This is a genomic window from Cellulosimicrobium sp. ES-005 (assembly GCF_040448685.1).
GTDB lineage: Bacteria > Actinomycetota > Actinomycetes > Actinomycetales > Cellulomonadaceae > Cellulosimicrobium > Cellulosimicrobium cellulans_G.
The window spans coordinates 638,759-651,443 of record NZ_CP159290.1; the positions used below are offsets into that span (position 1 = coordinate 638,759).

The 12,685-nt window shown below is 72.5% G+C and carries 11 protein-coding genes and 1 riboswitch; of the genes, 7 read left to right on the forward strand and 4 right to left on the reverse strand.

The features are described 5' to 3' along the window. Window positions 1–43: 43 nt before the first annotated feature. The 4 genes from ABRQ22_RS02810 to ABRQ22_RS02825 all read left to right on the forward strand — a co-directional run bounded on the left by ABRQ22_RS02810 (window position 44) and on the right by ABRQ22_RS02825 (window position 4,773). Complete coding sequence (locus tag ABRQ22_RS02810) at window positions 44–1,519, forward strand: NCS2 family permease (RefSeq protein WP_253052708.1); 1,476 nt, start codon at window positions 44–46, stop codon at window positions 1,517–1,519. A gap of 9 nt (window positions 1,520–1,528) precedes the next feature. After that, entirely contained in the window at window positions 1,529–2,884 is a 1,356-nt protein-coding gene (gene manA / locus ABRQ22_RS02815) for a mannose-6-phosphate isomerase, class I (RefSeq protein WP_353708496.1), read from the forward strand. 87 nt (window positions 2,885–2,971) lie between these two features. Continuing rightward, window positions 2,972–3,430, forward strand: coding sequence for a MarR family transcriptional regulator (locus ABRQ22_RS02820; RefSeq protein ID WP_253052715.1), 459 nt, complete (start codon window positions 2,972–2,974; stop codon window positions 3,428–3,430). After that, window positions 3,427–4,773 (forward strand): MFS transporter, encoded by a 1,347-nt coding sequence (locus tag ABRQ22_RS02825; protein WP_253052717.1) that lies wholly within the window; start codon window positions 3,427–3,429, stop codon window positions 4,771–4,773. The genes ABRQ22_RS02820 and ABRQ22_RS02825 overlap by 4 nt, the downstream gene beginning before the upstream one ends. 94 nt (window positions 4,774–4,867) lie before the next feature. Here the strand turns inward: ABRQ22_RS02825 and serC are convergent, their stop codons facing one another. Further along, window positions 4,868–6,010, reverse strand: coding sequence for a phosphoserine transaminase (gene serC, locus ABRQ22_RS02830; RefSeq protein WP_353708497.1), 1,143 nt, complete (start codon window positions 6,008–6,010; stop codon window positions 4,868–4,870). 252 nt (window positions 6,011–6,262) lie between these two features. On the opposite strand from serC, the gene ABRQ22_RS02835 reads away from it, so the two are divergent. The 3 genes from ABRQ22_RS02835 (at window position 6,263) to ABRQ22_RS02845 (ending at window position 9,235) form a co-directional block, all read left to right on the forward strand. Then, complete coding sequence (locus ABRQ22_RS02835; RefSeq protein WP_253052721.1) at window positions 6,263–6,973, forward strand: metal-dependent transcriptional regulator; 711 nt, start codon at window positions 6,263–6,265, stop codon at window positions 6,971–6,973. Window positions 6,974–7,140: 167 nt separating this feature from the next. Beyond that, window positions 7,141–7,301: riboswitch (cyclic di-AMP (ydaO/yuaA leader) on the forward strand. 2 nt (window positions 7,302–7,303) lie between these two features. Further along, entirely contained in the window at window positions 7,304–8,101 is a 798-nt protein-coding gene (locus ABRQ22_RS02840; RefSeq protein ID WP_353708498.1) for a C40 family peptidase, read from the forward strand. 186 nt (window positions 8,102–8,287) lie between these two features. Continuing rightward, window positions 8,288–9,235 carry a universal stress protein gene (locus ABRQ22_RS02845; RefSeq protein WP_353708499.1) on the forward strand — a complete coding sequence of 316 codons (948 nt, stop codon included), beginning with the start codon at window positions 8,288–8,290 and terminating at the stop codon, window positions 9,233–9,235. A gap of 84 nt (window positions 9,236–9,319) precedes the next feature. Here ABRQ22_RS02845 and ABRQ22_RS02850 read toward each other — a convergent pair whose 3' ends face one another. From ABRQ22_RS02850 to ABRQ22_RS02860, 3 genes are all read right to left on the reverse strand, one after another. After that, window positions 9,320–10,171 (reverse strand): ABC transporter permease, encoded by an 852-nt coding sequence (locus ABRQ22_RS02850; protein ID WP_353708500.1) that lies wholly within the window; start codon window positions 10,169–10,171, stop codon window positions 9,320–9,322. Next, window positions 10,171–11,172, reverse strand: a complete 1,002-nt coding sequence (locus ABRQ22_RS02855; RefSeq protein WP_353708501.1) for an ATP-binding cassette domain-containing protein — start codon at window positions 11,170–11,172, stop codon at window positions 10,171–10,173. Before ABRQ22_RS02855 ends, ABRQ22_RS02850 begins: the two co-directional genes overlap by 1 nt. A 221-nt stretch (window positions 11,173–11,393) precedes the next feature. Beyond that, window positions 11,394–12,677 (reverse strand): aminotransferase class I/II-fold pyridoxal phosphate-dependent enzyme, encoded by a 1,284-nt coding sequence (locus ABRQ22_RS02860; RefSeq protein ID WP_353708502.1) that lies wholly within the window; start codon window positions 12,675–12,677, stop codon window positions 11,394–11,396. Window positions 12,678–12,685 lie beyond the last annotated feature (8 nt).

Consider the following 12,685-nt stretch of genomic DNA (forward strand, 5'->3'; position numbering starts at 1 on the left):
GCGTGTTACCGCGCGGTCACAGGGTTCTGGCAGCATTCTCACCATGTCCACACCCACCCCCGTCCACGAGGACGAGCACGCGCCTGCCCCCGCGTCCGGCGCGATCGACCGCTTCTTCAAGATCACCGAGCGCGGCTCGACGGTCGGCACCGAGATCCGTGGTGGTCTCGTCACGTTCTTCGCGATGGCCTACATCATCGTGCTGAACCCGCTGATCATCGGGACGGTCCAGGACGGCACGGGCCAGTTCCTCGGCGGCGGCGACGCGCCCGACTTCGGCAAGATCGCCGCGGCGACCGCGCTCGTCGCGGGCGTCATGACGATCGCCATGGGCGTCTTCGCGAACTTCCCCCTCGGCCTCGCGGCCGGGCTGGGCCTCAACGCGGTCGTGGCGTACTCCATCGCCTCGCTGCCGGGGGTGACCTGGGCGGACGCGATGGGCCTCGTCGTCATCGAGGGCCTCATCATCCTGCTCCTCGTGCTCACCGGGTTCCGCGAGGCGGTCTTCCGCGCGGTCCCGGTCGAGCTGAAGACGGCCATCAGCGTGGGCATCGGCCTCTTCATCGCGCTCATCGGCCTCGTCAACGCGGGCTTCGTCACCGCGGGCAGCGGCACGCTCCTCGCGCTCGGCAACCTCGGCACGTGGCCGATCCTCGTGTTCGTCGTGGGCCTCGTGCTGACGATCGTGCTGTGGGTCCGCAAGGTCAAGGGCGCGCTGCTCGTCGCGATCCTCACCGCGACCGCGCTCGCCGTCGTGCTGGAGAACACGCTGCACATCGGCGCCAAGGCGCCCGACGGCTCCAACCCGAACGGCTTCAACCTCAACGCGCCCACGTTCGACGGCGTCGTGCAGGTCCCGGACTTCGGCCTCCTCGGCCAGTTCTCGCTCCTGGGCTCGTTCCAGAACATCGCGACCGTCACCGTGATCCTGCTGGTGTTCTCGCTCCTGCTCGCGGACTTCTTCGACACGATGGGCACCATGGTCGCCGTCGGCGCCGAGGCGCGCCTCAACGACGCCGACGGCGTCCCGCCGCGCTCGCGCGCGATCCTCGTCGTCGACTCGCTCGCCGCGGCCGCGGGCGGCGCGGGCTCGGTGTCGTCGAACACGAGCTTCGTCGAGTCCACGACCGGCGCGGGCGAGGGTGCGCGCACCGGTCTCGCCTCGGTCGTCACGGGCGTCGCGTTCCTGCTCGCGACGTTCCTGTCGCCGCTCGTCGCGCTCGTGCCCTACGAGGCCGCCGCACCGGCGCTGGTCTTCGTCGGGTTCCTCATGATGACCCAGATCGCCGGCATCTCGTGGAAGAACGTCGAGATCGCGATCCCGGCGTTCCTCACGATCATCGTCATGCCGTTCACCTACTCGATCGCGGACGGCATCGGCGCGGGCTTCCTCGCGTTCGTCGTCATCAAGCTCGCGCTCGGCAAGGTCCGCGCGATCCACCCGCTCATGTGGGTCGCGTCGGCGATGTTCCTCGTGTACTTCCTCCTCGGCCCGATCCGGGAGGCGCTGGGCCTCTAGGCTCGGCCCATGACGAGCGCGGCGGACGAGCGGTCGGGGAAGGCGTCGGTCGACGCCCTCCCCGCCGCTCGTCCGCCCGCGTTCTACCGGCTGGAGAACACCGTCCAGCCGTATGACTGGGGCTCGACGTCGGCGATCCAGGACCTCCTGGGGGTGGCACCGGACGGTCGTCCGGCGGCCGAGCTGTGGATGGGCGCGCACCCGCTCGCGCCGTCGCGCGTCGTGCCCGACGGCGAACGGCGCCCGGCCGAGGCGCGACCGGGCGTGCCGGCGGCATCGGGCACGACGCTCGCGGACCTGGTGCGCGCGGACCCGGTGGGGGCCCTGGGCCAGCGCGTGCTCGACCAGCACGGGCCCCGCCTGCCGTTCCTGCTCAAGGTGCTCGCCGCCGAGCGCGCGCTCTCGCTGCAGGTCCACCCGCGGCCGCACCTCGCGCGCGCCGGGTTCAACCGCGAGAACCGGGAGGGCGTGGCGCGCGACTCGCCGCTGCGCAGCTTCCACGACGACCAGCACAAGCCCGAGATGGTCGTGGCGGTGACGCGCTTCGAGGGGCTGTCGGGCTTCCGCCGTCCGACGCGCATCCTCGAGCTCCTCGACGGCCTCGACGGAGACCTCGTCGGGCGCATGCGGGCGGCGCTCCTCGCCAGCCCCACGGAGGCGGGCGTCCGCGCGGCGTTCACGCTCGCCCTGCACGCGCGTTCCGAGCCCGACGTCGCGGCGGACCTCGCGCGGACCGTCGCGTCGGTGCGGGCCCGGGCCGAGGCAGCGTCCGGTACCGGTGCCGCTCCGGCGTCCGGGGTTCCTCGTCGGACGTCGCAGCGTGCCGACGCCACGGTGCTCTCGCTGGCGGACCAGCACCCGGGCGACCCGGGCGCCGTCGTCTCCCTCATGCTCAACCGGGTCACGCTCGCCCCCGGGGAGTCGATGTTCGTGCCCTCGGGGCACGTGCACGCCTACCTGTCCGGGTGCGCGGTCGAGATCATGGCGAGCTCGGACAACGTCCTGCGTGCCGGGCTCACGACCAAGCTCGTCGACGTCGACGCGCTGCTCGAGTGCGCCACGTGCACGCCCGGACCCGCCGCACGGCCGCGGCTGGTCGAGGACGGTTCCGGCCTCGTCACCTACCGCCCGCCCGTGGCGGAGTTCGCGCTCCGGGCGGGCCGGGTCACGGGCCCGGTGGCCCTGCCCGACGCCGGTCCGCGCGTCGTGCTGTGCCTGGACGGTGCGGTGACGCTCGCCGGAGGCTCGGGTGCGCGCTCCGTCGAGGTGCGCCTGGCGCGCGGCGAGTCGGTCTTCGTCCCGCACGGGACGGGGCCGGTGGTCGCGCGCGGTGACGGCCGCACCGTCGTCGCCTACGTGCCCTGACCCGGGGCCGCACCGCTCACCGTTCTGCCCCGCGGGGGTGACGTGCGCCCCTTTCTTTACTCAAGGTAATGAGTTAAGGTAACTATCATGCCTGCTGCGGACCCCACTGCCCCCTCCCGGAGCCAGTGCCGGCCCGCGACGCTCGGCGGCGAGCTCCGCGTCGCGCTCACCCGCATCTCGCGCCGCCTGCGTGCCCAGCGCGGCGAGGCCGACCTCCCCGAGGGGCGGTTCGGCGTGCTCACGGTCCTGCACAAGCACGGCGCCATGTCGCCGAGCGAGCTCGCCGAGCACGAGCGCGTCAGGCCGCCGTCGATGACCCGGGCCGTCAACGCCCTCGTCGAGATGGGGCTCGTGGAGAAGACCGAGCACCCGAGTGACCGGCGTCAGGTCGTCGTGCGGCTCACGGACGCCGGCGTGCGCGAGGTCAAGGAGACCCGCCGCCGCCGGGACGCGTGGCTCACGCAGCAGCTGTCCTCCCTCACCCCCGACGAAAGAGAGACCTTGGCCCGCGCCAGTGAGCTGTTGACCCGGATCGCCGCCCGATGAGCGCGACGTTCTCCTCCCTGAAGTACTACAACTACCGCGTCTGGTTCGGCGCCGCGCTCGTCGCGAACGTCGGCACCTGGATGCAGCGCGTCGCGCAGGACTGGCTCGTCCTCACCGACCTCACCGACAACTCCGGCATCGCCGTCGGCGTCGTGACAGCGCTGCAGTTCGCGCCCGTGCTCGCCCTGTCCGCGTGGGCGGGCCTGCTCGCCGACCGGCTCCCGCGCCGTCGGCTCCTCATGGCCACGCAGGGTGCGATGGGCCTGCTCGCGCTCGGTCTCGGTGCCCTCGTCCTGTCCGGGCGCGTCGAGCTCTGGCACGTCTACGTGTTCGCGGGGCTGCTCGGCGTCGTCACCGCGTTCGACAACCCGGTGCGCCAGACCTTCGTCGCCGAGATGGTCCCGGCGGACAAGCTGTCCAACGCCGTCGGGCTCAACAGCGCGTCGTTCAACGCCGCGCGCCTCGTAGGACCGGGCGTCGCGGGTCTGCTCATCGCGGCCGTCGGCTCGGGCTGGCTCTTCATCCTCAACGGCGTGACGTTCGGGGCGACGATCCTCGCGCTCGTGTACATGCGCACGCGCGAGCTCCACGTCCTGCCCAGCGCCCCGCGCGAGAAGGGGCAGATCCGCGAGGGCATCAGGTACGTCCGCAAGCGCACCGACATCATCGTCATCATGGTCGTCGTCGGCGTCGTGTCGACGTTCGGGCTCAACTTCCAGCTCACGTCCGCGATGATGGCCAAGGTCGAGTTCGGCAAGGGCCCGGGGGAGTACGGGATCCTCGGGTCGATCCTCGCCATCGGGTCGCTGACCGGTGCTCTGCTCGCCGCGCGGCGCGAGCGCCCGCGCGTCCGGCTCGTCATCGGGTCCGCGTTCGGGTTCGCCGTCGCGACGGGCGTCATGGCGCTCATGCCGACCTACCCGAGCTACGCGATCGCCTGCATCCCCGTCGGCCTCGCGTCGCTGACGATGATGACCGCGGCCAACTCCACGATCCAGATGTCCGTCGACCCCGTCATGCGCGGGCGCGTCATGTCGCTCTACATGATCGTGTTCCTCGGCGCGACGCCGGTCGGGTCGCCGCTCGTCGGCTGGATCGCCGAGGCCTGGGGCCCGCGCTGGGCCATCGGCGTCGGCTCGATCACCGCCGGCCTCGTCGCCGTGGGCGCCGCCGTCTGGGCCGTGCGCAACTGGCACCTCGAGGTCCGCTACCGCGTCCTCCAGCGCCCGCACCTCGTGGTCCGCTACCTCGACGCGGGCACCCCGGCGGACCGCTCGGCCCGCGCCGAGACGAGCCGTCGCCTCGGGATCGAGGACGCGGAGGAAGCGGCCCGCGCCGCCTGACCCCCCGGTCCCTCCGCCGAACACGACCTTGGTGTCGCAATGGCCTCCATAGCGACACCAAGGTCGTGTTCGACGCGGGGGAGGGTCGTGGTCGTCAGGCGAGGTGCGCGACGACGTGGTCGACGCACGCCGTGAGGGCGCGGACGTCGTCGGGCTCGATCGCCGGGAACATCGCCACGCGGAGCTGGTTGCGCCCGAGCTTGCGGTAGGGGAAGACGTCGAGGATCCCGTTCGCGCGGAGCGCGGCCACGACGGCGGTCGCGTCGACCGCGTCGTCGAGGTCGATCGTGCCGACGACGGTGGAGCGCTGCGCCGGGTCGGCGACGAACGGCGTCGCCCACTCGCGCGCCTCGGCCCAGCCGTAGAGGTGGGCTGCCGACTCGGCCGACCGGGCCGCGGCCCACGGCAGCCCGCCGTTGCCGAGGATCCACTCGACCTGCTCCGCGAGCATGACGAGCGTGGCGATCGCGGGAGTGTTCAGCGTCTGGTCCAGCCGGGAGTTGGCCGCCGCCGTGCGCAGCGAGAGGGACTCCGGCACCCAGCGCGTGCCGCTCGACTCGACCTCCTCCGCGCGCGCGAGCGCGTCGGGCGAGCACAGCGCGAGCCACAGACCGCCGTCGGACCCGAAGACCTTCTGCGGCGCGAAGTAGTAGACGTCGGTCTCGGCGACGTCCACGGGGAGCGCCCCCGCGCCCGAGGTGGCGTCGACGAGCGTGAGCGCGCCGCGCTCGCGCGACCCCTCCACGCGTCGGACCGGAGCCATGGCGCCCGTCGAGGTCTCGTTGTGCGGCCACGCGTGCACGTCGACGTCGTCGGCCGGCTCGGGCAGCGCGACGGACCCGGCGGGGGCCGAGATCACCTGCGACGGCTCGAGGAACGGCGCCGACGTCGTCGCGGCGGCGAACTTGGCGCCGAACTCGCCGAACGCGGCGTGCTGCGCCTTGGTGCGCACGAGGCTCGCCGTGGCCACGTCCCAGAACGTCGTGGAGCCGCCGTTCCCAAGCACGACCTCGTACCCCTCGGGCAGCGCGAAGAGCTCGGCGAGCCCGTCGCGCGTCCGGCGCACGACCGAGCGGACCGGCGCCTGACGGTGGGACGTCCCGAGCAGGGACGCACCGGCGTCGGACAGGGCGCGGACCTGGGCGGCGCGGACCTTGCTGGGCCCGGAGCCGAACCGGCCGTCGGCCGGCAGCAGGTCCGAGGGGATCGTGATGGTGGCGTTCGCGGGATCGGGCACGCCGTCACCCTACGCGCGTGGCGCCCGGGTCGGGAGCGGTGTCCGCGGACGGGCGACGACGGCGGTCGCCGGGTCGCGGAGGGGGCGCCGGAGCCGTGGGCCGGGACCGGCGCCACGGGTTCTCCCGCCCCGTCCCCAGGCCGGGTCACGGGCTCGCCATAGACTGTCCCACAGCGGCCCGCCGGTGCGGGCAGGCGCCCCGCGGCGACGACGACCGGGCGCCCCGAGCCGACGAGCGACTGGGAGCGTGACGTGACCGATCTGATCGATACCACCGAGATGTATCTGAAGACGATCTACGAGCTCGTGGAAGAGGGCATCGTCCCGCTGCGCGCGCGCATCGCGGAGCGCCTCGGCCACTCGGGACCCACGGTGTCGCAGACGGTCGCGCGCATGGAGCGCGACGGCCTCGTCGTCGTCACGGGCGACCGCCACCTGGAGCTCACGTCCGTCGGCCACGACAAGGCGACGCGCGTCATGCGCAAGCACCGGCTCGCCGAGCGCCTGCTCACCGACGTGATCAAGCTCGACTGGGAGTACGTGCACACCGAGGCGTGCCGGTGGGAGCACGTGATGAGCGAGCTCGTCGAGGAGCGCCTCATCGGGCTGCTCGACCACCCCCACTTCGACCCGTACGGGAACCCGATCCCGGGCCTGCCGGAGCTGGGGGAGCAGTTCGAGGAGGTCGACTTCCTCGACGGCGTCGTCTCGCTCCCGGTGTTCCTCGCGGAGCACGGCCGTGACGGCGCGGAGACGCGCGTCGTGCTGCAGCGGATCGCCGAGCCGATCCAGGTCGACGTCGAGCTGCTCGCGCGGCTCGCGGAGGCCGAGGTGCTGCCCCGTCGCACCCTCGTCGTGCGGTCGACGGGCGACGGCGGCGCGACCGTCCAGGGGGAGGGTGCGGCGGTCGTGCTGGACCTGCCCGACGACGTCGCGCGTCACCTCTTCGTCGCCCGGGGCTAGCCGTCCGTTCACCGGCAAATGGGCGCTGACCTGGGACGATATGATCGTCCGCATCGATTCGTAATGGGAACGTGACTTTTGCCGGGGCGTCCTGTACGGTCGGTGCTGCTCCATCGGAATACCCATTCGACGGAGTCCTCGCGCGGAACGCCTAACCCTGTCACCGCAAGAGGCCAACGACGACCCGATGACAGGGACGGGGGACCCACTTCCGGGTGCTGGAGACAGCGCCCTTGGGGTGAAGCCCGACGGACCTCGGTCCTGACGGCCGGGTGACTCTTCCACCCGAACCCGACAGCTGACCTCGCAGGCGTCTTGGAGAGGCACAAAGTGACCGTGAGCACGACTCGCGCCCGCCACCGCGCGGCGCGGCGTCCCGTGACGCCACTCAGCTCCATCGCCCAGGCCGCATCGGACCAGATGTCGACCGTCGGTCGCCGCACCGCCGTCGTCGCCGCGTCCTCGGGCCTCATCGTCTCGATGATCGGTGCCGCCGCCCCCGCGACCGCGGCCCCCGTCGACAACGAGTCCGGCAAGCTCAACGCCGTCGACCTCAGCGCTCTCACCGCGCAGGCGCGCCAGGCGCTCGAGGCCGCTCCCGCGGTGACCGTCGCGGCCGACGCGGCGTTCACGATCGAGCAGGCGGCGGCCCCCGTCACCGTGACCCCGGCCCCCGAGCCGGAGCCCGAGCCCGAGCCCGTCCGCACCACGCAGACGAGCCGGACGCAGGAGCGTCAGTCCCAGTCCGAGGCTCCTGCCCAGCAGGAGGCGGCCGTCGAGGTTCCCGCCTCGGCCTACGGCTCGACCATCGTCTCGATCGCCGCACGCTACGTGGGCGTCCCCTACGTCTACGGCGGCACCACCCCCGACGGCTTCGACTGCTCGGGCTTCACCAGCTACGTCTACGCGCAGGTCGGCATCAGCCTGCCGCGCACGTCGAGCGCCCAGGGCTCCGTCGGCACCAAGGTGTCGCGCGACCAGGCGCAGCCGGGCGACCTCATCTGGACGCCGGGCCACATCGCGATCTACGCGGGCGACAACATGATGATCGACGCCCCGCGTCCCGGGAAGACCGTCCAGTTCCGTCAGATCTGGCAGTCGAACCCCACGTTCATCCGCGTGGCCTGATCGTCCACGCCCCAGGGCCCTGGCGGTCACTGGCCTGACGAACCCCGTCACCTCGCGCATCGTCGCGAGGAGGCGGGGTTCGTGGCATTCTTGACGTGTTCGTGACTCGTGGCAGACGGACGGGCGCGCTGGTCTCGGCTAGGTTGGTCGTCCGATGGCACCGGGCCGTCGAGAGGAGAGTCGCTCATGACCCGCACGGAATCCGTCCTCGTCGGCGTCGACGGCTCGGCACCGAGCCTGCACGCCCTGGACTGGGCCGCCGCGTACGCGCTGCGGGTGGGCTGGCCGCTCCACATCGTCTGTACCTACTCGTTGCCGTCGTTCACCGCTGCGTCGCTGGACGGCGGCTACGCGGCGCTCGACGACTCGGCCATCCAGGAGGGCGCCCGGGCGGTCCTCGAGGAGGCGCGTGCTCGGTCCGAGGCGGCCGGGGTCCGCACGACCGCGACGGTGACGACGGGCGACGCCGCGGGCGTGCTCGTCGAGATGTCGCGCGAGCACTCGCTCGTCGTCGTCGGCACGAGGGGGCGGGGCGGCTTCACCGAGCGGCTGCTCGGCACCGTCTCCTCGGCGCTGCCCGCGCACGCCCACTGCCCGACCGTCGTGGTGCCCTACCGCTCCGAGGCGAAGAGCGAGGAGGGTGCGCCGCAGGAGCCCCTCACCGTGAAGCCCCTGCGACGCATCGTCGTCGGCGTCGACGGGTCGCCGTCGGCGGAGATCGCCCTGCGCCACGCGATCCGTCAGGCCCAGGCCTGGGACGCGGAGCTCGTCGCGGTCGCCGGTGTCCCGGTCGGTGCCGGCGCCGGCCTCCTGGCGTGGCTGCCCGCGTCGATCGACCACGAGCAGGTGCTCGCGGACATCACCGAAGGCCTCAACGTCATCATCGACCGCCACGAGGCGGAGCACCCCGGGCTCACGATCAAGCGGATCGTCCTCGACGGCACGGGCGCCGAGCTCCTCACGGAGTTCTCGACGGCCTCCGACCTGGTCGTGGTCGGTTCCCGCGGGCGCGGCGGCTTCCGCGGGCTGCTGCTCGGCTCCACGAGCCAGGCCGTCCTGCACCACTCGGCGTGCCCGGTCATGGTCGTGACCAAGAAGTGCGACGACGACGCGCCGGCGGCCGAGGACGGCTGAGCGCCCGAGAACCACCAGGAGGGCCGGACGCGTGAGGCGGTGCGCATCGCGGGTCCGGCCCCGCGGCGGGTGCCCAGCGGCCGGTCAGCTGCGGTTGCGGTAGAGGCGCATCGTGATCGGGGCGAGGAACGCGGTCAGGACGACCGACGCGACGAGGACCCACACGATCCCCTCCGCCGCGGGCTCTCCCGCCATGAGGCCGCGGACCGCGGTCACGAGGTGGGTCACCGGGTTGACGTCGACGAAGCGCTGCAGCACGACCGGCATCGTCGACGGGTCGACGAAGATGTTGGACGCGAACGTCAACGGCATGAGCACGAGCATCGACGTGCCCATGACGGCGTTGGGGGAGCGCAGCACGAGCCCGAGGGCCGTGAACACCCAGCTCAGCGCGAACGCGAAGACGAGCAGCAGCACGACCCCGAGGACCACGCCGACCACCCCGCCCGGCGGGCGGAAACCCAGGACGAGGCCGAGCGCGAGGGTCACGGCCGACGCGATCGTGTAGCGCACCGTGTCGCCGAGCAGCGCACCGACGATCGGCGCGGGCCGCCACACGGGCAGCGACCGGAACCGGTCGAACACGCCCTTGCTGATGTCCGTGTTCATCGTGTAGCCGGTGTAGATCGTCGTGAAGAGCACCGCCTGCACGAGGATGCCCGGCAGGAGGAACTGGAGGTAGCTCTGCACGTCCCCGGCGAGCGCGCCGCCGAAGAGGTACGTGAACATGAGCGTGAAGATGATCGGCGAGACCGTGACGTCGAAGAGCTGTTCTGGCACGTGCTTGATCTTGAGCAGCGCACGCCACGTGTAGGTGAAGGTCGCCGACACCGCGGACGGGCGCGAGGGTCGCCGTTCGAGCGCGACCGCGGCCCGTAGCGCGTTCGCCTCCGGCGCGCGCAGCTCCGCGGCGGTGATGGTGGGGTCCGCGGCCATCAGGCCACCTCCTCGGTCGTCTCGTCGTCGTCCAGGGGCTGGCCCGTCAGGGCGAGGAACACCTCGTCGAGGCTCGGCTGGCCGAGCGTGAACTCGGGGACCACGATGCCCTCGTCCCCGAGCGCGGGCAGGATGCGCGCGACGTCCGCGGCGCCGTCGTCGGGAACGCGCGCCGTGAACGCGTACGGGTCGTTCGCGAGCGTGATCTCCGTGCCGAGCAGTGCGCCCACGACCTCCGCCGCGCGACCCCGCTGGGTCGCGTCCGCGAGCCGCACGTGGACCGCGCCCTCGCCCACCGAGCGCTTGAGCTCCGTCGCGGTGCCCTCTGCGATGACCTTGCCGTGGTCGATCACGGCGATCCGGTCGGCGAGCTGGTCCGCCTCCTCCAGGTACTGCGTCGTCAGCAGGACCGTCGCGCCGTCCGCCACCAGCACGCGGACGATGTCCCACACCTGGTTGCGGCTGCGCGGGTCGAGGCCCGTCGTCGGCTCGTCGAGGAAGATGACGCGCGGGCTCATCACGAGACTCGCCGCGAGGTCGATGCGTCGCCGCATGCCGCCCGAGTACGTCTTCACCTGGCGGTCGCCCGCGTCGCCCAGGCCGAACGCCTCCAGGAGCTCGGCCGAGCGCCCGCGTGCCGTGCCCCCGAGGAACCCGTAGAGCCGTGCGAGCATCACGAGGTTCTCCGTCCCCGTGAGGTCCTCGTCCACCGACGCGTACTGCCCCGTGAGCCCGACGACGGAGCGCACCTTGTCGGCGTCGTGCACCACGTCGTGGCCCAGCACGCGCGCCGTGCCCGCGTCGGGGCGCAGGAGCGTCGCGAGCATGCGGACCGCGGTCGTCTTGCCCGCGCCGTTCGGCCCGAGCACGCCGAACACGGTGCCCTCGGGGATGAGCAGGTCGATGCCGTCGACCGCCTTGGTCACGGACTTCCCGGTCGTGAAGTGCTTGACGAGGCCGCGCGCCTCGACGGCGAGGTCGCCACGTGCAGTGTCGGTCATGTCCCCTCCGCGGGTGGTCGTTCGCCGGAACCGACGAGCCGCCCGGCTCCCCGGGCCACCCACCCACCGACCGTCGGGGCCGGCAGAACTCATCGGTCGCGCGTCTTCCATCCTGCGCCGAGCGGAGTGTGGCCGCGCGAAGTAGAGCCTCCGGTCGCGAGGTAGAACCCGTGGGGCTCTACCTCGCGACCGGAGGCTCTATCTCGCGGGGTCGGAACCTTCTACTGCGCTGCGGCCTCTGCGGCGGCGAGGAGGACGCACGTCGCGACGCCGTCCATCGCGACGCGGACCTCCTCGATCGGGGGGAGGGTCGGGGCGAGGCGCAGGACCTTGTCCTCGGGGTCCTTGCCGTACGGGAACGGCGCGCCGGCGGGCGTGAGGGCGATGCCGGCGGCCTTGGCGAGCTCGACGACGCGCGACGCGGTGCCGGGGACGACCTCGAGGCTGACGAAGTAGCCGCCCTTCGGCTCGGTCCACGACGCGACGCCCGTTCCGCCGAGGCGCTCGGCGAGGATGCCCGTGACCGCCTCGAACTTGGGCGCGATGATGTCGCGGTGCTTGCGCATGTGGGCGCGCACGCCGTCGGCGTCGCCGAAGAACAGCGCGTGCCGGAGCTGGTTGACCTTGTCCGGGCCGATGGACTGGGCGGACAGGTGCTTCTTGTACCAGGCGACGTTCGCGGGGGACGACGCGAGGAACGCGACGCCCGCGCCGGCGAACGTGATCTTCGACGTCGAGGCGTAGAGGATCACGCGGTCCGGGTGGCCGGCCTCGGCGGCGAGCGAGAGCGCGTCGGCGCTGCGGACCTCGTCGTCGGTGAGGTGGTGCAGGGCGTACGCGTTGTCCCAGAGGATGCGGAAGTCGGGGGCGGCGGCGGGCACGGACACGAGCGCCCGCGCGACCTCCTCCGTGACGACCGAGCCGTCGGGGTTGGCGTACGTCGGCACGACCCACATGCCCTTGATCGTGGGGTCGTCGGCGACGAGCGCGGCGACGGCCGCGGCGTCGGGCCCGTCCGCGGTCATGGGCACGGTGATCATCTCGATGCCGAGGGCCTCGCACACGGAGAAGTGCCGGTCGTAGCCGGGCACGGGGCAGATCCAGCGGACCTTCTCCTCACGGCCCCACGGGCGCTCGGAGCCGGGGAGGCCGAAGAGCGTCGCGTAGGCGAGCGTGTCGTACATGAGCGTGAGGCTCGCGTTGCCACCCGCGAGGAGCTGCTCCACGGGCACGCCGAGCAGCTCGGCGAAGATCTCCCGGAGCTGCCGGAGGCCGTCGAGGCCGCCGTAGTTCCGGACGTCGGTGCCGTCGGCGTCGGTGTGGACGCCCTCGCCCGGGAGCGCGAGCAGGGCCTCGGAGAGGTCGAGCTGCTCGGCCGAGGGCTTGCCGCGCGTGAGGTCCAGCTTCAGCCCCAGGGCCTGCAGGTCGGCGTACGCGCGACGCAGGTCGTCCAGGGACGACGCGAGGGTGGTGGTACCGGGTGCGGTGTGCTCGGGCGTGGTCACCCTCCGGA